The organism is Stenotrophomonas muris (assembly GCF_052751275.1).
In genome coordinates this window covers 231,606-250,866 of sequence record NZ_CP199879.1, presented here as the reverse complement: position 1 = coordinate 250,866, position 19,261 = coordinate 231,606, and the positions used below count along the sequence as shown (strand labels likewise).

Annotated in this window: 17 protein-coding genes; 8 read left to right on the top strand and 9 right to left on the bottom strand. The window is 62.5% G+C overall.

Annotated features, from left to right (window positions below; translation table 11 throughout):
• Positions 1-13 precede the first annotated feature (13 nt).
• Complete coding sequence (locus ACUVWL_RS01040) at positions 14-1,387, top strand: sigma-54-dependent transcriptional regulator (RefSeq protein WP_445978755.1); 1,374 nt, start codon at positions 14-16, stop codon at positions 1,385-1,387.
• A gap of 112 nt (positions 1,388-1,499) precedes the next feature.
• Here ACUVWL_RS01040 and pilB read toward each other — a convergent pair whose 3' ends face one another.
• The gene (gene pilB, locus ACUVWL_RS01035) at positions 1,500-3,230 is read right to left on the bottom strand and encodes a type IV-A pilus assembly ATPase PilB (protein ID WP_049405669.1); all 1,731 of its coding nucleotides are present in this window, start codon (positions 3,228-3,230) and stop codon (positions 1,500-1,502) included.
• A gap of 357 nt (positions 3,231-3,587) precedes the next feature.
• Here pilB and ACUVWL_RS01030 point away from each other — a divergent pair, with 357 nt between their 5' ends.
• Genes ACUVWL_RS01030 through ACUVWL_RS01020 form a run of 3 tightly spaced genes read left to right on the top strand, consistent with a single transcriptional unit; the run spans position 3,588 to position 6,926 of the window.
• Positions 3,588-4,460, top strand: coding sequence for a glycosyltransferase family 2 protein (locus ACUVWL_RS01030; protein ID WP_049405668.1), 873 nt, complete (start codon positions 3,588-3,590; stop codon positions 4,458-4,460).
• 11 nt (positions 4,461-4,471) lie between these two features.
• On the top strand, positions 4,472-5,686 hold the full coding sequence (locus ACUVWL_RS01025) for a glycosyltransferase (protein WP_445978754.1): 1,215 nt from the start codon (positions 4,472-4,474) through the stop codon (positions 5,684-5,686).
• A gap of 43 nt (positions 5,687-5,729) precedes the next feature.
• Positions 5,730-6,926 (top strand): lipopolysaccharide biosynthesis protein, encoded by a 1,197-nt coding sequence (locus tag ACUVWL_RS01020; protein ID WP_445978753.1) that lies wholly within the window; start codon positions 5,730-5,732, stop codon positions 6,924-6,926.
• Here ACUVWL_RS01020 and ACUVWL_RS01015 read toward each other — a convergent pair.
• Both ACUVWL_RS01015 and ACUVWL_RS01010 read right to left on the bottom strand, forming a co-directional pair.
• Complete coding sequence (locus ACUVWL_RS01015) at positions 6,889-8,004, bottom strand: glycosyltransferase (RefSeq protein WP_262224785.1); 1,116 nt, start codon at positions 8,002-8,004, stop codon at positions 6,889-6,891. The two genes, ACUVWL_RS01020 and ACUVWL_RS01015, sit on opposite strands and share 38 nt — an antisense overlap.
• Positions 8,001-8,813 carry an FkbM family methyltransferase gene (locus ACUVWL_RS01010; protein WP_262224784.1) on the bottom strand — a complete coding sequence of 271 codons (813 nt, stop codon included), beginning with the start codon at positions 8,811-8,813 and terminating at the stop codon, positions 8,001-8,003. Before ACUVWL_RS01010 ends, ACUVWL_RS01015 begins: the two co-directional genes overlap by 4 nt.
• Positions 8,814-8,984: 171 nt before the next feature.
• Here ACUVWL_RS01010 and ACUVWL_RS01005 point away from each other — a divergent pair, with 171 nt between their 5' ends.
• Positions 8,985-10,076 carry a glycosyltransferase family 4 protein gene (locus ACUVWL_RS01005; RefSeq protein ID WP_262224783.1) on the top strand — a complete coding sequence of 364 codons (1,092 nt, stop codon included), beginning with the start codon at positions 8,985-8,987 and terminating at the stop codon, positions 10,074-10,076.
• Positions 10,077-10,109: 33 nt separating this feature from the next.
• Here the strand turns inward: ACUVWL_RS01005 and ACUVWL_RS01000 are convergent, their stop codons facing one another.
• The 3 genes from ACUVWL_RS01000 to ACUVWL_RS00990 form a co-directional block, all read right to left on the bottom strand.
• Positions 10,110-10,526 carry a pilin gene (locus tag ACUVWL_RS01000; RefSeq protein ID WP_070490395.1) on the bottom strand — a complete coding sequence of 139 codons (417 nt, stop codon included), beginning with the start codon at positions 10,524-10,526 and terminating at the stop codon, positions 10,110-10,112.
• Between the two features lie 3 nt (positions 10,527-10,529).
• Positions 10,530-12,419: a hypothetical protein gene (locus ACUVWL_RS00995; RefSeq protein WP_445978752.1), complete on the bottom strand. Its 1,890-nt coding sequence runs from the start codon at positions 12,417-12,419 to the stop codon at positions 10,530-10,532.
• 114 nt (positions 12,420-12,533) lie between these two features.
• Positions 12,534-12,971, bottom strand: a complete 438-nt coding sequence (locus tag ACUVWL_RS00990; RefSeq protein WP_032957219.1) for a pilin — start codon at positions 12,969-12,971, stop codon at positions 12,534-12,536.
• A gap of 355 nt (positions 12,972-13,326) precedes the next feature.
• On the opposite strand from ACUVWL_RS00990, the gene ACUVWL_RS00985 reads away from it, so the two are divergent.
• Genes ACUVWL_RS00985 through coaE form a run of 3 tightly spaced genes read left to right on the top strand, consistent with a single transcriptional unit; the run spans position 13,327 to position 16,077 of the window.
• Positions 13,327-14,583 carry a type II secretion system F family protein gene (locus ACUVWL_RS00985; protein ID WP_262224781.1) on the top strand — a complete coding sequence of 419 codons (1,257 nt, stop codon included), beginning with the start codon at positions 13,327-13,329 and terminating at the stop codon, positions 14,581-14,583.
• Positions 14,584-14,590: 7 nt separating this feature from the next.
• Positions 14,591-15,454: a prepilin peptidase gene (locus ACUVWL_RS00980; protein WP_005418626.1), complete on the top strand. Its 864-nt coding sequence runs from the start codon at positions 14,591-14,593 to the stop codon at positions 15,452-15,454.
• Between the two features lie 11 nt (positions 15,455-15,465).
• The gene (gene coaE / locus ACUVWL_RS00975) at positions 15,466-16,077 is read left to right on the top strand and encodes a dephospho-CoA kinase (protein WP_032957216.1); all 612 of its coding nucleotides are present in this window, start codon (positions 15,466-15,468) and stop codon (positions 16,075-16,077) included.
• Positions 16,078-16,250: 173 nt separating this feature from the next.
• On the opposite strand, the gene ACUVWL_RS00970 is transcribed toward coaE, so the two are convergent.
• The 3 genes from ACUVWL_RS00970 to ACUVWL_RS00960 all read right to left on the bottom strand — a co-directional run bounded on the left by ACUVWL_RS00970 (position 16,251) and on the right by ACUVWL_RS00960 (position 19,187).
• Positions 16,251-16,637, bottom strand: a complete 387-nt coding sequence (locus ACUVWL_RS00970) for a hypothetical protein (RefSeq protein WP_075076075.1) — start codon at positions 16,635-16,637, stop codon at positions 16,251-16,253.
• 539 nt (positions 16,638-17,176) lie between these two features.
• The gene (locus ACUVWL_RS00965) at positions 17,177-18,547 is read right to left on the bottom strand and encodes a sensor histidine kinase (RefSeq protein WP_032957212.1); all 1,371 of its coding nucleotides are present in this window, start codon (positions 18,545-18,547) and stop codon (positions 17,177-17,179) included.
• Positions 18,510-19,187: a response regulator transcription factor gene (locus ACUVWL_RS00960; RefSeq protein WP_005410804.1), complete on the bottom strand. Its 678-nt coding sequence runs from the start codon at positions 19,185-19,187 to the stop codon at positions 18,510-18,512. The genes ACUVWL_RS00965 and ACUVWL_RS00960 overlap by 38 nt, the downstream gene beginning before the upstream one ends.
• Between the last annotated feature and the right edge of the window lie 74 nt (positions 19,188-19,261).

Below are 19,261 nucleotides of genomic sequence, written 5' to 3'. Positions count from 1 at the left end.
ATCTTTCACGCCCATGAACGAAACCCGCAGCGCCCTCGTCGTCGACGACGAACGCGACATCCGCGAACTGCTGGTACTGACGCTCGGCCGCATGGGGCTGCGCATCAGTACGGCAGCCAACCTTGCCGAAGCGCGCGAACTGCTGGCCAGCAATCCGTACGACCTGTGCATCACCGACATGCGCCTGCCGGACGGCAATGGCATCGAGCTGGTCAGCGAGATCGCGCAGCACTACCCGCGCACGCCAGTGGCGATGATCACCGCCTTCGGCAGCATGGACCTGGCCGTGGAAGCGCTGAAGGCCGGCGCCTTCGACTTCGTCAGCAAGCCGGTGGATATCGCCGTGCTGCGCGGCCTGGTCAAGCACGCGCTGGAACTGAACAACACCGAGCGCCCCGCGCCCGGCCCCGCCGCCGAACAGGGCGCACGCCTGCTCGGCGATTCGCCGGCCATGGACGTGCTGCGCACCACCATCGGCAAGGTCGCGCGCAGCCAGGCGCCGGTCTACATCCTCGGTGAATCCGGCGTGGGCAAGGAGCTGGTCGCACGCACCATCCATGCCCAGGGCTCCCGCGCGACCGGCCCGTTCGTGCCGGTCAACTGTGGCGCCATTCCCGGCGAGCTGATGGAAAGCGAATTCTTCGGCCACCGCAAGGGCAGCTTCAGCGGCGCCCACGCCGACAAGCCCGGGCTGTTCCAGGCCGCGCATGGCGGCACCCTGTTCCTCGACGAAGTGGCCGAGCTGCCGCTGCAGATGCAGGTGAAGCTGCTGCGCGCGATCCAGGAAAAATCAGTGCGCGCGGTGGGCGCGGCTACCGAGGAGCCGGTGGACGTGCGCATCCTCTCGGCCACCCACAAGGACCTGGCCGAGCTGGTCGAGGACGGGCGCTTCCGCCACGACCTCTACTACCGCATCAACGTGATCGAACTGAGGGTGCCGCCGCTGCGCGAGCGTCGCCAGGACCTGCCGGAACTGGCCGCATCGGTACTGGCACGGCTGGCCCGCAGCCATGGCCGCCCGACGCCGTTGCTGGCGCCGTCGGCGCTGGACGCACTGGCCCAGTACGCCTTCCCTGGCAACGTGCGCGAATTGGAGAACATCCTGGAACGCGCGCTGGCCCTGGCCGAAGAAGACCGCATCGGCGCCGACGACCTGCGCCTGCCGCAGCATGCCCCGCGCACGCCCGGCAGCGCAGCGCACGCCGAAGCCGTGGTGGACCTGCAGCCCGGCAGCGCCGCCCTGCCCTCGTACATTGAACAGCTCGAGCGCAGCGCCATCCAGCGCGCACTGGAAGAAAACCGCTGGAACAAGACCCGCACCGCCGCGCAGCTGGGCATCACCTTCCGCGCGCTGCGCTACAAGCTGAAGAAGCTGGGGATGGAGTAAGGAGGGCCCGACGCGGGCCACCCCATCCACGCACGACGCAGATCTACTGTAGAGCCGAGCCCACGCTCGGCTGCTCTTCGAACCATCAGCCGAGCATAGGCTCGGCTCTACCTCAATCCTTGGTAACGCGGTTGATCTCGGCCAGGCTGGTGACACCCGCCGCCGCCTTCTTCAACGCCGACTGGCGCAGATCGTTCACCCCGATCTGCTGTGCGGCCTCGGCAATCTGCAACGCATTGCCACCGGCCAGCACGATCGTGGCGATCTCGTCGGTCATCGGCATCACCTGGTAGATACCGGTGCGGCCCTTGTACCCCTCGGTGCACTCGTCACAGCCGACCGCCTCGTACAGCTCGATACCCGCATCCAGCTGCGCCTGGGTAAAGCCTTCAGCCAGCAGCGCGTGCTCTGGCAGGTTGGCCGGGCGCTTGCAGTTGTTGCACAACCGGCGCGCCAGGCGCTGGGCGATCACCAGCGTCACCGAGCTGGTGATGTTGTACGGCGCGATGCCCATGTTCATCAGGCGCGCGATGGTCTGCGGTGCATCGTTGGTGTGCAGCGTGGACAGCACCATGTGGCCGGTCTGCGCCGCCTTGATCGCGATCTCGGCCGTCTCCAGGTCGCGGATTTCGCCGACCATGATGATGTCCGGATCCTGTCGCAGGAACGAGCGCAGTGCCGCGGCGAAGGTCATGCCGCGCTTGTTGTTCTGCTGCACCTGGTTGACGCCGGGCAGACGGATTTCCACCGGGTCTTCGGCGGTGGAGATGTTGCGCGTCTCGTCGTTGAGGATGCCCAGCGCGGTATACAGCGACACCGTCTTGCCCGAACCGGTCGGGCCGGTCACCAGCACCATGCCGTACGGCTTGTGGATGGCGTCCAGGAACAGCTTCTGCTGGTCCGGCTCGTAACCCAGCTTGTCGATGCCCAGCTTGGCCGCGCTGCCGTCCAGGATACGCAGCACCACCTTCTCGCCGAACAGGGTCGGCAGCGTGCTCACGCGGAAGTCGATCTGCTTGGTCTTGGACAGGTTGAGCTTGATGCGTCCGTCCTGCGGCACGCGCTTCTCGGCGATGTCCAGCTGCGCCATCACCTTCAGGCGCGCGGCGATGCGCTGGTTCAGCTTCACCGGCGCGCGCGCCACCATCTTCAGCAGGCCATCGATGCGCAGGCGCACGCGATAGTCGTCTTCATAGGGCTCGAAGTGGATGTCCGAGGCGCCCTTGCGGATCGCGTCCACCAGCACCTTGTTGACGAACTTCACCACCGGGGTGTCATCACCCTTGGCATCGATGCCGGAGTCGCCGGCTCCGGAAATGTCTTCGTCACCGCCGGACACATCCAGGTTGCCAATGCCATCGTCGTCACCGCTCAGCGCGTCGCCCAGCGTGTCATGGCTGGCATGCCACTGCTCGAGCGTGCGGCGGATCTGGTCTTCATCCACCAGGATCGGCTCCACCACCAGGTTGGTGTGGAACTTGATCTCGTCCAGCGAATGGGTCGGGTTGCTGGTGCCCACGAACAGCTTGCCGCCGCGCTTGAACAGCGGCAGCACGTTGTGCTTGCGCAGCAGCTCCTCGCTGACCAGGCTCATCGCGTTCTGGCTGGCGTCGAACGTGGACACGTCGAACAGCGGCATGCCGAACTCGACCGCGTTGGCCGCCGCCAACTGGGCCGCCCCGACCACCTTGTTCTGCGCGAACCAGGTCGGCAGCGGCTGGCGGGCCGCAGCGGCCTTGGCCATGGCGTCGCGGGCGGAAGCCTCGTCCAGCGCACCATCCTGGACCAGGCGACGGGCCAGGCCGGTGATGCCGACGAGATTGGCGGTGGTTACGGCGTTCATATGGATCCTTGGCTCATCATGGGTCAGGCAGTGCGGCGCGCCTTCCAGAGGCACCGCACAGGGCAGCAGAACCTGCCGCGACCCGATGGCCGACGACGACGCCAATCCTTCAGCATGACTGCCTCGCCCGGCACTCCCAGCCCGGCAGGCACGATCCTGACTCCCCCGGGGATGATAGCCCCGTCAACGGCCTGCCAACATCCCTTCTGGTCACATGTTTCCACATCGCTTTCGTCTACAGCCGCTCCTCAGACTACTTCAGGTTGGAGGAGGTCTGACCCGTGCCTTTCCTTCCGCTCCTTCCCATTCAGGCACCGCAGCGGAGTACCATTGCACCGGGGAAAATGGGGACACACTTTGAATCAGCTCAGCATCATCCTGCCGGCCAAGAATGAAGCCGAAGGCCTTCTTCGCACGCTGCCGGAACTTCGTTTGCAGTACCCACTTGCAGAGATCATCGTAGTCGATGACGGCTCCACCGACGCCACCGCAACAATTGCGCGGGAACAAGGTGTTCGGGTGCTTTCCAGCCCCTATTCGATGGGTAACGGTGCCTCGATCAAACGTGGCGCACGTGCAGCCTGTGGAGACATTCTGGTGTTCATGGATGCCGATGGGCAGCATGACCCGGCCCACATCCGGGCATTGCTGGATAAGCTATCCGAAGGCTACGACATGGTCGTCGGCGCTCGCGACAGCAGCGGCCAAGCCAACGTTCACCGCGGCCTTGCCAATCGATTCTACAACTGGCTGGCCAGCCATATGACCGGCTTCAAAGTAATGGACCTGACTTCGGGCTTCCGTGCGGTACGCGCGCGACGCTTCCGCGAGTTCCTGCATTTGCTGCCTAACGGATTTAGCTACCCAACGACCAGCACCATGGCATTCTTCCGAAGCGCCTACCCTGTTGCCTATGTTCCCATTCCTGTCGCGAAGCGTGTGGGGAACGGTAGCCATATTCGTCCGATCAAGGATGGAATCCGCTTCTTGCTGATCATCTTCAAGATTGCGACCTTGTACTCCCCCCTGAAACTGTTCGCGCCGGTGGCGCTGGCCTTCTTCCTTCTGGGCTTGGGTTACTACGGGTATACATTCGCGACCATGCATCGCTTCACCAACATGAGCACACTGCTGTTCAGCGCATCGGTGATCATCTTCCTTATCGGCTTGGTATCGGAGCAGATCACCGGCCTTACCTACCTTGCATCGCGGAAGGACTCAACCGAGTGACTGAGGGAGGCATGCAGACCGCCTCTCTTCCGGGGCTGCTGGTCGTGGCGTCCACCTATCCGCGGTGGGAAGGAGACACCGAGCCTGGGTTCGTGCACGCCCTCAGCCGGCATCTGACCGGTGATTTCCGGGTCACTGTGCTATGTCCTCACGCTCCTGGCGCCGCCACCCAAGAGAAACTGGACGGTGTACAGGTCATTCGCTATCGCTACGCGCCGGAAGGCATGGAGCAACTTGTCAATGGTGGTGGCATCACCTCCAACTTGCGCCGCCGCCCTTGGATGCTTGCACTATTGCCCACGTTCCTGCTGTGTCAGTGGTGGGCATTGCAACGCGAGCTGCGGCGAAATCGTCACGAAGTGCTGCATGCACACTGGATCATTCCGCAGGGACTCACAAGCGCGCTGCTGCCAAGACGCCTCCGCCCCCCGATGCTGATTACATCTCATGGCGGAGATCTCTTCTCTCTGAAGGGGCGGCTTCTCTCGGCCGTGAAACGATTCTCCCTAGCTCGCGCACAAGCGGCCAGCGTCGTCAGTCAGGCGATGGTGGCGCCCTTCCGCGCATTAGCGGCGAACCTTCCCTTGGCGGTTTCGCCAATGGGCGTGGACCTTCAACATCGCTTTGTCCCCTCCCCAGTGAAGCGGGCACATAACGAACTGCTGTTCGTCGGACGACTGGTCGAGAAGAAGGGATTGACGTACCTGATTGATGCTTTGCCACTCGTTCTGGCTCGTCATTCCCAGGTCTTCCTCACCGTCATCGGACACGGGCCGGAACTACCAGAACGGGAAGCTCAGGTGGCAGCATTAGGTCTGCAAAAGCACGTCCGTTTCGTCGGTCCGGTGACACAGAACGCGCTTCCCGCCTACTACCAACGTGCGACTACGCTCGTCGCTCCCTTCGTCGAGGCCCGCAACGGAGATCAGGAAGGGCTTGGATTGGTTACTGTGGAAGCTCTCGGTTGCGGCTGCCCGGTCGTGACCACGGACGTGCCGGCAGTACGTGATGCATTTCCAGCGGGCCCGCCTCGCTATCTGGCCACGCAACGATCCTCAGCTTCGCTTGCAAGCGTACTCATCGAACTGCTGAGTGCACCGGAACAGGCGCAAGCGTGGGCACACGCACAACGACCTGAGCTGGTAGCTCGCTTCGACCATTCGCAAGTCGCCGCAGACTATGCGAAGCGACTACGCGCCATCATGGAGCCCCAGAATGTCCGCTAGGCTACCGCGCCTTGGCAACCTTGCTAGGACCTCGATCCTGGTGATGTTCTGGCAGGGCATGCGGATGGCGTGCTTGGCTGCATGGATCATCCTCGGCGCTCGCGTTTTGGGGGCAACCGACTACGGCCTGTTCTCCGGCACGGTTGGCACGGCCTCGGCTCTTGCCGGCCTAGTCGGGCTGGGCAGCGGCATGCTGATGTACCAATACAGCACTGCGGACCACGGGAAGTTTCCCCGTTATTGGAAGCAGAGCCTTGTGCTCTGCGCCCTGAGCGCAGCGCCACTTTCCTTGGCCTTTTCTCTACTGACCGCTGGCTTGATGTCGTGGCCCGCACTCGGCCTTGTCGCGCTTTCGGAGATCATCGCATTCCCCATCGTCACCAATGCTGCATTCGCATTTTCAGCCAATGATCGTTTGGGCTGGGCCGCTGCCCTTCCCGCATTGAACGCAGGCATGAGGCTTGCAGCCATCTGCATCTTCGGGCTGCTACCGGTCGACCACAACCTGACGACCTATCTATTGCTGCACCTGGCCTCTTCGGCATGCAGCGCGGTGCTGGCCCTCATGCTGGTCCGGCGAATACTGCGCCCCGGCCCAGCACACCTGCAGATCGGACGCAGCGATCTGGCTCATGGCACGGGACACGCCGCTGCCTGGAGTTCTGCCGTTGCCGTGACTACGCTGGATAAATCGCTCGTCCTGCATGCAGGTGGAAGCGAGCTAGCCGGCTTGTATGCTGCGTGCTATCGCATCGCGGCGGTAATTGCGATGCCACTCGATGCAATGGTCATGTCAGCGATGCCGCGGTTGTTCCGTGCGCAACCAGTGTCCCCCCAGCATCTACACCTGATCGTTTCAATGATCTTGGTCGCGACGGCGTATGGAACGCTGGGGGGCCTCGTGCTGTGGTGTACCGCCAGCATCTTGCCCTCCGTGCTCGGTATTGAGTTCTCTGCTGCCATTCCCGGCCTGCAATGGATGGGCCTGTTCATCATCGGCTACAGCCTGCGCCAAATCGCCTGTAATGTGCTGATTGGACGTGGCAAGAAAATGCATCGATTCGTCATCGAGACTCTCGGGCTGGTGATAATGACCTTGATCGCCGCAGCCTGGATTCCTGCACACGGACTGTTGGGAGCGGTTTGGATGATCATCGTCGCCGAAGCACTGATGGCAATGGCCGCATGGTTGACTGTGATTTTCAGTCCCGGCCCTGAAGCCGCTCAATTGCCAAGCTGAAGAGCTCCAGATACGCCTCACAGGCTGCATCGATGGAGAATGCCTTGCTACGTTCGCGAAGATCTTCAGCAGCCACCTGCCGCCTTCCATTCAGCACATTCCTCATGGCCTGGGCCAATGCATGCGCATCTCCCACAGGCACCAGTTGACCAAACCGACCGCCGCCCAGGACTTCCGACGGACCGTGTGGGCAGTCGGTAGCAATCACCTGAACGCCGCAGCTCATGGCCTCGACCAGGACATTGCCAAACCCTTCGTAGTCTGACGGCAGCACCAGCGCCGTGCTTCGGGCCATCCAGGGCAGCGCATCCTCCACCCGCCCCAGCAGAGCGCAGTCGCTCTGGAGTGTGCTCCTCTCAATCCACTGGGCCACACGCGCACCTTCCGGCCCCTGTCCCAGTATGAGCAAACGTGCCGGATGGGTGGCTCGCACCAGCACAAATGCCTCCCAAAGAAGATCGAGGCGCTTCTCCGGTGAAAGGCGCCCCGCATAGATAAAAACCGGAACATCGTCATGCGGGAAGGGCCACGCCTGAGAAATGTGCCTTGCCTGCACACCCTCCGTACTGACCAACGGGTTGTGAATCACTCGTATTCCGGAGCGAGGGAGCTTCAGCTCAGACGCCATTTCTGCCGCCAACGCCACAGAAACAGCGACCAGACCTTGGGACCGCGTCAGCATGCCCCGCATCGCCCAACGAATCAATTCCAGTTTGAGCCTGACAAACCCACGAGCCGCCCGCCTGGGCCCTGACAGCGAAAGATGCTGAGCCACAACGACTGCCGTAGAAGGATAGAGAATGCGGCGCCAGAAGGTGACCCATACCGCAATGTCGTTGGAGGTAGTGACCACGACGCGTGGCCGCTCACGTCGGATGCGCAAGGGCAATCCAAGGAGCATCTGCCAGGCACCGCGCGGAGCGATGAACGTCACTTCACCATTGTCACCCGGCCCATTCAGATCACGCCCGGCGATGATACTCACCGAGCATTTTCTCTTCTTGAAGCCACGCGCGAGGTTCAATTGCACGCGCTCCAATCCGCCGGCTTCCCAGCGGCTGGCCAGCAGCCAGATCATGCAACCTCCAAGGCCCGGACCGGCCCTGCAATGCAGATCACATCCTGATAGTCACGCAGATCCTGAACACCGATCCGAACCAACCGCCGCCTCGCCTCCAAGCGATAGAAGCGATAGCCCAATGGCGATAGCAGCTCCAGAATCTCCCGACTATGGTATCCAGCGGCCAGGCTGGAGCGCTCCTGCACTTCCACCGCAATTATCGGCAGGAAGCGTCGTAGCGTTTCGATCCCCCCCTGCAGACAGGGCAACTCACCGCCTTCAATGTCGACCTTCAATAGGTCCAGCCGTGACAGGCCAATACGCCGTACGAGTTCGTCCAGCGTCGTGATGTCGACCATTCCAATGCGCTGGTCGACGCCCTCGGTTCCATGCAGGCTCCCCAGCCCCAGATTAACTTCATCCACATCATGCTGTCCGTAGGACGCATAGATCGCCTGCCGGCCAACCTCTCCCGCCAAGCCCTGCTGATGGACCTGCACTATCCCCTGCAGCCCATTGCGCCGCACATTCAATCGCAATTCGTCAGCAATCCCGGCTATCGGCTCCAATGCGACGACATGACCGGCACTGCCCACTCGATTCGCGCAGACCAGGCTAATCTCCCCGATGTTGGCACCCACATCGATCACGGTCATTCCCCGCTCGAGGAGACGGTCGAGGAGAGAGACGAGGCGAAGGTTGTAGTAGCCCATCCAGAACATGCGACGCTGCATATGCTCGGCAAGATCGAGGGTCATGATGAACCGGCCATCGAAATCGCGTACGGTCTGCCGCCCGCGGGCCCGACGGAACAGGCGGCGCAGCATGCTCTGCACCCAGCCCGGCCGCTCCCCGATGCGCAGCTGATTACCCACCTGCCTCAGCGCTGTTGCAAATCCCATGCCCCCCCCCCCGCAGGTGACTTCCCACCTTCAACTGGCCCATGATGATGCACTACCCATCTGATTTTCCATACAGGTCAGTCCATGCATGTCCTCATGCTCAGCAAGCGGCAGTACACCGGACGCGACCTCATCGACGACCGCTATGGCCGACTCTGGGAAATCCCGGAAGCACTTGCGCGCCGTGGGCATGCCATCAGCGGAATCGCACTGAGCTATCGGCATCGAGATTCCGGGAATTTCCTGTCTGCGGCAGGGGTTCAATGGCGTTCCATCAACGCTCTTTCACTCGAGACCATCCAGTTAGAACGTGCTATCAGGCGACTTCACCAGCAGCACCCTATCGATGTCCTCCTGACAAGCTCTGATGCACCATGCACCGTGCTCGGTGCAAGCTTGGCGAAGCACATCCATACTCCTCACGTTGCAGATCTCTACGACAATTACGAATCTTTCGGACTCAGCCGGATCCCAGGCATGCGCGCCGCGTTCCGTCGCGCATGTGCGGGCTCAAAGGCAATCAGCGCAGTAACACATGCCCTGGCTGATCACGTGAAATCCACCCTTTCAACACCTATCCCAGTACATGTCATTGGCAACGGAGTCCGCCGGGATCTGTTTCATCCGATCGACAAACGTGTCAGCAGGGAGATGCTTGGTCTTCCCGTGAAGGCTCGCCTAATTGGCTGTGCCGGCGCCCTCGATCAAAGCAGGGGGATTGAAGATCTATTCCGAGCATTCCAGACACTTTCAGAGCGCCACCCCGACATCCACCTCGTCATTGCCGGCCCCAGGGATGCCACCCTTCACCGCTACCCACATCCCAGGATCATCGATTTCGGCGTCATCGGCTGGAAGCAGGTCCCGTTACTAATCAATTCACTCGATGTATCAGTAGTCTGCAATCGCAATTCAGGGTTTGGGCGTTTCTGCTACCCATTGAAGCTAGCGGAATCGATTGCCTGTGGTGTGCCGATCGTCGCCTCAGACGTTGGTGACACACGACGGATCGGCGGGGGCGCAATACGCGTATACGCCCCCGGCGACATCAATGATCTCGTAGAATCCATCGATCTTCAGCTTCAGATGCCGCTTTCCAGTACCGCCCTGAGGGCCTTCGACTGGGAAGAGCGAGCCATTCAGATGGAAGCGCTTCTTCTAGAGGCGACACGCTCAAATCACCCCTGAACTCTCGTTCAAGCCCCGGAACCGGACTGTCGTCTAGCGACAGGATGTGGGCACATACCGGGCGTCCAACCCTCCACAAGACCAGTTCACCGCCCCGTTGGTATCGCTCGCGGTAAGAACTAGTGTCTGTCCGGCGACCTTCGCGCTGGCCGAAGAAGCAAAGGCCACCGAGATCGATCCGGTACCGTCAACGGTCACCGATCGGACGAATTTTCCGGATACCGACCCTGGAGCAGCCATGCCCGCGGCGCGATTGTCGGCAGGAAACTGCCCATGGTCGGAGTAGTAGGTGGCTATTGCCTCCTTGGCCCCGGTCGACAACGAGAGCCCCTCAGCTACCTGTCCTCGAGCAACATAGTCCTGGTAGGCCGGCAGCGCAATTGCCGCCAGGATGGCGATGATAGCAACCACGATCATGAGTTCGATCAAGGAAAATCCACGCTGATTCATGTACTACTCCCCTGTTGTTTGTTGGCTCGCCACCAGCCAATGCTCCAGGCCCTCAATGTCCCGGTCATATGCATGGCGATGATTGACGGCTCGCAGGATCCCCAATCCTTGCCTAGCCTCACTGACCTGAAGCAAGTTCGATGCCAATCCCATCCTCAGCAACCAAAGCCGGCATCCCAGGTCCTCCGGCGAGATCTGCACGGCCTCACGAATGAGCCTCATCGCTAGAGACGGATCTTTCATCACGTTGAAGGCGTAATTGGAGAACACTACCCGGACCCTCGACGATCGAGGATTCTCTGCAGTTGCGGTCGACAACAGAGCAAACAGTGCCTGCTCTTCAACTGGCCTGCACCCCCCCTCAACCCGGCATGCGACGATCGCTTCAAGCGCCCCGACTTCCTGTGGTCCCAATGACCGCCTGGATATCTTCCGCTCAAGTGAACCCCATATCTCCCGGGGCTGCGCCCGCCCTTGATGCGACTTGAGAATGATCAGTGCCTGCTCGGGAAGTGGCGAACTACCGGGCAATGAGGCCGCATGCGTGAACTCCTTCTCAGCCAGCGCCCAGGCCGGGGAGGCAGGATCGGCGGGGGCCGATGCCAGCAGTGCTCGTCCAAGTTCATAACCGGCCCGCGAAGAATCAGGATTACGGTTGGACAACGTGAGAGCAAGGCGCATTGGATCTGCCCACGTCTGCACCTGGATCCACCCCATGGCCGCAACAAAAAGCAGCAGGACTCCCCCTACCGTACGGCGTGCCTCAACGGTCCACCTCTGCATCACCGCGGCCAGTGGTTGCACCAGGGCAAGAGCGATACCCACGATTGCCAGGTAGTTCCGATGTTCAAATGCCAACTCCAGCGGCACAACGTTACTGGTCAGCAAATGGCTGGCAAAGAACCATCCGATGCCAAGTGCCGTCAGGGGCCAGCGCTTGCGCAGCCCCCAAGCCGCTGTCGACAGCGCGACCAGCGCCAGCACCGGAACTATGAAAGTAGTTGAACGCCAGGATGGCGGGACCTGTGCATTGTCGTAATAGAACTTCAACGACTCGGGCCAGGGAAGCATGATCTGCTGAAGGTAGTTCAGCAGAATCGCCGGTTGCGAGTACAACCGGCCTGCCAAGCTGAAATCACGTGCCGAGTAGCGTTCCGGCGCCAGGGCGCCAGGCAGAATCACTGCGAAATATAGAAAGATCGCCCCTATCGCTCCAAAGGCATATAGGAGGGAAATTGCGCGCGCGCGTGTTCCATCCGGATTCCGGAACTTGAGGAGAAACACCTCGATCAAGAGTGTGTAAGCTGGAATGAGTATCGCGGTCTCTTTGAAGCCCAAGCCAATCCCGGCTCCGAACACCGCACAGCACCACCAGAGCAACGACGCCCGGGACCAGGGAGCGCTGCCGCGCGCCTTGAGATAGCAGAGAAGCGCGATCAGGACTCCCGTCGCCCCTCCTATTTCCATGCGCTGCACGACATAAAGGACGGTAGACACCTGCAATGGATGAACCATCCACGCGGTGGCGACCATGAAGGCCGTCAAGCGCACCTGTGACCACGAAATGCTGAGCACTCGCCTGATCAGCATGGACGCCAGGGCGAACACCAGCACTGAATTCAGGAGGTGTAGAGCCAACCCGGTCGCCTTCATCGGCCAAGGCGCCAAGCCAGTAAAGTAGTAATTCAGGCCGAAACTGAGAATTGCCAATGGACGGCCCACGTCGCCCGTGACCCCGTTGCCCATGACCTGCGCGATGGAAGTAAAGTCCATCGAGGTCAAGCGCCAATCCGGATCGTCCACCAGATTGGGAAAGTCATCAAAGATGAACCCCCCATTCAAGCCATTCCAGTAGACGCCCACACCCAGCAGCGCCAGCAGGACAAGACCCACCAGAGGCAGCAGTCGCTGAGCAGGCACACTTCGCATCGAATAGAACTCCCCTTGCCCCAAAAAGAAAGGGCCGCAAAGCGGCCCTTTCCCCATACCGCTATGCCGTCTGCGCGATTAGCGGCAGGACGACGGACGGTACTTGGCGTCGATGGTCGTGGCGGAGCCCTTGCAGTCCCAGGTGATCGAGCCGCCAGCGTCTGCCGGGACCAGCGCAAAGTCGCGACCGGCGACCTTGGAGCTCACCGAGCCCGAGCCCTTCATCTTGGCGGTAATCACGCCGTTGGCACCAACGGTCACGCTGGCCACGTACTTGCCGTTGATCGACGACGCGCCAGCAAGGCCGGCCATTGCATTGGTGGTCGGGAAGGCGCCCTTGTCGGCGTAGTACTCGGTAACAGCGGTCTTGGCACCCGAGCTCAGGGTCATCGCTTCGGAAACCTGCGAGCGTGCCACATAGTCCTGGTAAGCCGGCAGCGCGATGGCAGCCAGGATGGCGATGATCGCAACAACGATCATCAGTTCGATAAGGGTGAAGCCCTTCTGGTTCTTCATTTGGTACATCCCCAAGATAAGTGGTGGTTGATTTCAGAAGTCAGGATCGGTCTGACCAGTGGTCAGCTGAGCGGGTCCTGCCCCCTGCGGGTGGATCAACGCAGGTTGCGTGCCAACCCCGGCACGCCTCCCCCTGGATTTCCCCGCGCCCATGATGGCAGCTATTTCACGGATGGGAACCCCCCGGATGCGAATCTGCGATGGACGCGGCAATGTGACGCAGTGCGTCACCTTTGGTCGGCACCCGGCACGAATTCGCATGATGGTGCCCCCAACAACTGCCCAGACGGGCACGAACCCGCTACCATCGACGGCTAGACGCCCGCCTGGGGATGGCGGGTCTTGGGGAGCCGATATGTCTGTCAGTCGCAGTGCGATCAAGAAGGAGCCCGTGGCGCGCAGCACCACGGACCTGCAGCCGTTTGTCTGGGAGGGGACGGACAAGCGGGGTGTGAAGATGAAAGGGGAGCAGGCCGCGAAAAACGCGAATCTGCTGCGGGCCGAGCTGCGCCGCCAAGGCATCACCCCGGGCACGGTCAAGCTAAAGCCCAAGCCACTGTTCGGCGCAGCCGGCAGCAAGATTTCGCCGAAGGACATTGCATTCTTCAGCCGCCAGATGGCGACGATGATGAAGTCCGGTGTGCCGATCGTCTCAGCGCTGGACATCATCGCCAGCGGGCACAAGAACCCGCGCATGAAGAAGATGGTGGACGGCATCCGCACCGATATCGAGGGCGGATCGTCCCTTCATGAGGCAATCAGCAAGTATCCGGTGCAGTTCGACGAGCTCTATCGCAACCTGGTGCGTGCAGGTGAAGGCGCCGGTGTATTGGAGACGGTGCTTGATACCGTGGCCAACTACAAAGAGAACATCGAAGCCCTGAAGGGCAAGATAAAAAAGGCTCTGTTTTACCCTGCAATGGTCATTGCGGTAGCGCTCTTGGTCAGCTCGATCCTGCTGATCTGGGTGGTTCCGCAATTTGAGGACGTCTTCAGGGGATTTGGCGCTGATCTGCCAGCATTTACTCAGATGATTGTAGCCGCATCCCGGTTCATGGTCTCTTGGTGGTGGCTGATCGCGATCATCGTCATCGGCAGCATCGTAGGTTTCACCATGGCCTACAAACGCTCGCCGAAGATGCAGCACGGGATGGATCGCTTGATCCTGAAAGTGCCAGTCATTGGCCAGATCATGCATAACAGCTCGATTGCCCGCTTTGCCCGCACGACCGCTGTGACTTTCAAGGCTGGCGTACCGCTGGTAGAAGCCTTGGGCATTGTTGCAGGCGCTACCGGCAATACGGTTTACGAGCATGCCGTATTGCGCATGCGCGATGACGTCTCGGTCGGTTACCCGGTCAACATGGCCATGAAGCAGACCGCCCTGTTCCCACACATGGTCATCCAGATGACGGGTATCGGTGAAGAGGCGGGCGCCCTGGACGCCATGCTGTTCAAGGTGGCCGAGTACTATGAGCAGGAGGTCAACAATGCCGTTGATGCCTTGAGCAGCCTGCTCGAGCCGATGATCATGGTGTTCATTGGTATCATCGTCGGCGGCCTGGTCATTGGCATGTACCTCCCCATCTTCAAATTGGCATCGGTGGTCTGACGCATACATGGCATTTCTCGACCAGCATCCCGGCCTCGGCTACCCCGCCGCGGCCGCCCTGGGGCTGCTGCTGGGCAGTTTCCTCAACGTCGTCATCCTGCGCCTGCCGAAGCGGCTGGAGTGGCAGTGGAAGCGCGATGCGCGCGAGGTCCTGGAAGAACCGGACTTCTACGAGCCCCCACCACCGGGGATCGTGGTCGAGCCCTCGCACTGCCCGCACTGCAAGCACAAGCTGAGCTGGTACGAGAACATCCCGCTGTTCAGCTGGATCATCCAGGGCGGCAAGTGCCGCCACTGCAAGGCGCCGATCTCGCTGCAGTACCCGCTGGTCGAGGCCCTGACCTCGGTGCTGGTGCTGGCCTGCGTCTGGCAGTTCGGCTTCGGCTGGCAGGGCTTCGGCGCTATTGTGCTGACCTGCTTCCTGATCGCCTTGTCCGGCATCGACCTGCGCACCCAGCTGCTGCCCGACCAGTTGACCCTGCCACTGATGTGGCTGGGCCTGATAGGCAACATCGACAACCTGTACATGCCGGCCAAGCCTGCCTTGGTCGGCGCGGCGGTGGGCTATCTGTCGCTGTGGATGGTCTGGTGGCTGTTCAAGCAGCTGACCGGCAAGGAAGGCATGGGCCACGGCGATTTCAAGCTGTTGGCCGCGCTCGGCGCCTGGTGCGGGCTGAAGGGCATCCTGCCGATCATCCTGCTGTCGTCGGTGCTGGGCGCCATCATCGGCTCGATCTGGCTGTACACCCGGGGCCGTGACCGCGCCACGCCGATCCCGTTCGGCCCCTACCTGGCCATCGCGGGCTGGCTGTACTTCATGTGGGGCGCGCCCGTGGTGGAGCAGTACCTGGTGTTGAGCGGACTGCGCTGAGGGGAATCCCCATGAGCCGCTATGTGGTTGGCCTGACCGGCGGCATTGCCGCCGGCAAGAGCGAGGTGACCCGGCGCTTCGAGGCGCTGGGCATCGTGGTGGCCGACGCCGATCTGGCCGCCCGCGCGGTGGTTGCCGCCGGCAGCCCAGCCCTTGACCGTATCGCCGAGCGCTTCGGCGCCGGCATGCTGCAGGCGGATGGCAGCCTGGACCGGGCGCGCCTGCGGGCCCACGTATTCGCCGACCCGGCCGAACGGGCGGCACTGGAAACGATCACCCACCCGGCCATCCGCCTGCTGATGCAACAGCAATGCGCGCAGGCCGCCAGCCCCTATGCGATTGCCGCCATTCCGCTGCTGACTGAGGTCGGTGGGCGGCAAGCCTACCCGTGGTTGGACCGGGTATTGCTGGTGGATGCGCCCGAAGCCGTGCAGCACGCCCGGCTGATGCAGCGCGACGGCATCGACGCCGCGCTGGCCGACAAGATGATCGCCGCCCAGGCCAGCCGCGCGCAGCGGTTGGCACTGGCCGATGATGTAGTGGTCAACGATGGTCACCCGGAGGACCTGCAGGCGCAGGTGGAACGGGTGCATGAGCGGTATCTGGGGTTGGCTGGGGGCTGAGGCCTGGCTGTCGGCCAGCGACCGGCACTACCGAAGCGCATCCGCGCATTGCGGCGATTTACCCTGCACCAGCGTGGAACTGCTGTAGAGCCGAGCCCACGCTCGGCTGCGATCATCAAGCCGAGCATGGGCTCGGCTCTACAAAGCGTTCTGCATTCACGCGTGGCGTGGACCTACTCCAGCTGCAGGCGGGCATAACGGGCCAGTTCGCGTGCGCCGAGCAGCAGGCCGTCGACGACATCCGGGCTCAGCTGCTGGTGGGCACCGCCCTGTTCGCGGGCGGCTTCGGCGGCGTGCAGCACCTGCATGAGTGCATTCAAGCCGGCCAGGGTGCGGCTGAGGCCGGCCATGGTGGCCGCCTGGGCAGGGCTGAGGCCCTGCGCTTCCAGTCGCCGGCCGTCGGCGGCATCGCGGCCGTCCATGCGGGCAAGCAGCGCAGGCAGCAGATCCTTGGGATCATCGAGCAGGGTTTCGATGCGCGCGGCGACGTCGGCCGGCAGCAGGTCAGCGGCTTCGCCGATCAGTGCGTACAGTTGGGGGAACACGGGGCGTGCGGACATGGTGAATCTCCTCGCAGACGACGAGCCACCTGCGGATGCGAGGTGGCGGACGGTGCGGGTTGGCGTACCGGAGACCCAACAACTCAAGCGCGAGGAAAAAGACTCCAGCGGATTCTGATGAATCCCCACGCACCATCCGCCGAAACGAGGCAGGCGATGCATTTTCCATGATGAGCCGCAGCCCACCCGGAGCGCTTGAGTTGAAGGTTTTTTTCAGGACGCCAATCCCGGCCAGGGCACCTGCCCCGGCCGCCCCATCTGGCCATCACGTAGCGTTGTGATCTGTAAGGAAATTCTCAAGCCGCCGCTGAGGGTACGAATGCGTGCATGCGGACACACGCGCTACGTGGCAACGGTCACGGTGATGTCGTGTTGGGCTTCTGGCCCATCCTTCCTGCGAGGGGAATTCGATGGCACAAGCGACAGAGGGCGCGACACGAACCCGCTGTGGAGCCGAGCCTATGCTCGGCTTCGGGAAGCCACGGCAGCCGAGCGCAGGCTCGGCTCTACAAGTGGAGCACCCACCCAAGCAGGGGCCCTTACAACGGCTTCGGCGAGAACGTCAGCGTGGCGATCACGCCGCGCTCGCCACCGGGGCGCACGCTGACCTGCCAGCCGTACAGATCGCACAGGCGGCTGACGATCGACAGGCCGATGCCGCCCCCCTGCGAATGGCCGGCATGCGTGCCGCGATAGCCGCGCTGGAACAGCTTGGCGGCGTCCTCTTCGCTCAGGCCCGGGCCGCTGTCGGTCACCGACACTGAATTGCTGCCGACAAAGACGCGCACTTCGCCATCCTGCGAGTACTTCACCGCGTTGCCGATCAGGTTGCCCAGCGCCACCGACAAGGCCGCCTCCGGCGCATCGATCACCAGGTTGCGCTCGCCTTCCAGCGCCAGCTCCAGCGGCTTGCCACCCAGCTGCGCGCGGTGGGCGTCCAGCAGCTGTTCGGCCACGCGCGCGACGTTGCTGGTGCCCTGCCCGCGCTCGTTGCGCGACAGCAGCAGCAGCGCGCCGATCAGGTCGCTGCACTGCTGTTCGGCGCGCTGGATGCGCTGTAGCCGCTGCAGCACCTTCTCATCCAGGCCGGGCCGGGTCAGCAGCAGTTCGGTGGCGCCACGGATCACCGCCAGCGGCGTGCGCAGTTCGTGGCTGACGTCGGCATTGAACTCGCGGTCGCGCTGCACCACTTCGGTCAGTCGCGACGAATAATCATCCAGCGCCTGCGCCAGCTGCCCCACTTCGTCATCGGGGAAACGCGGCGCCAGCGGCTCGGGATCACTGGTGCCGCCGCGATAGGCACGCAGCCGCGCGGCCAGGTCCGAAACCGGCTTCATCACCTTCGATGCCGACCACCAGCCCAGCACCAGCGACAACAGGCTGAACACCAGCACCGACAGCACCAGCGCGCGGTTGAGCTGCTGCCCACCGCGCACGCTGTCGGTCATGTCGTAGGCCAGGAATGCCCAGGCGTCGGGCGTCTTGCGCACGGCAAGCTTGTAGGAATAGCGCTGGCCGCGCTCGTCCACGCCGCCCATGTTGTACAGGCCATCCTTGAACTCATACCAGTCCGGCTCTTCCTCGCGCAGCGCGTCAAACTTGTCAGGCTTGATCAGGCGCGCACGCATCTGCTGCACGGGCAGGTCGGGGTTGCGATCCGGGCTCTCGTAGAACCGCCGCACGTACTCGTTGATGTTGCGGTTCATCACGTCTTCCACCAGCTGGTTTTCCACGCGCATGCGGGCCCAGTTGGTGGCAAACGCGAACAGTGTCGTCAGGCAGAAGCCCAACAACACGAACGAGACGATGATGCGGCTGCGCAGGCGCCGCCGATACGGCGAACGCCGGCGCTCCCCCTTGGTTGCCACGGAATCAGGCTTCCGGGGTGGCGATGCGGTATCCGATGCCATGGCGGGTCTGGATCAGCGGCACTTCAAACGGCTTGTCGACCACCGCACGCAGGCCGTGGATGTGGACACGGAGCGAATCCGAGTCGGGCAGCTCCTCGCCCCAGACGCGGGTTTCCAGCTCCTGGCGGGTGACCACGGCCGGCGCGGCCTCCATCAGGGCCTGCAGGATCTTCAGCGCGGTCGGGTTGAGTTGCAGCAGCTTGCCCTGGCGGCGCACTTCCAGCGTGTCCAGGTTGTATTCCAGGTCGCCGGTTTCCAGCACGCGGGTCTGCACACCCTTGCCGCGGCGCGACAGCGCGTTCAAGCGCACTTCCACTTCCTGCAGCGCGAACGGCTTGATCAGGTAGTCATCGGCGCCGGAATCGAAACCAGCCAGCTTGTTGTCCAGCGAGTCGCGGGCGGTCAGCATCAGCACCGGGGTCTGCTTGCGCGCTTCGTTGCGCAGCTTGCGGCACACTTCGATGCCATCCATGCCCGGCAGGTTCAGGTCCAGAACGATGGCGTCGAACTCGTGGACCACGGCCAGGTGCAGGCCGGTCACGCCGTCGGCGGCGAAGTCCACGGTGTGGCCACGATCCTCAAGGTAGTCGCCAAGGTTGGCGGCGATGTCGCTGTTGTCTTCGATTACGAGAATGCGCACTGGGACCTCTGGTTCTTGAAGGGTCGTCGGGGGGCCAGGCCCACCCGCTCAGGATGCCCCTGCGTGGGTGGACG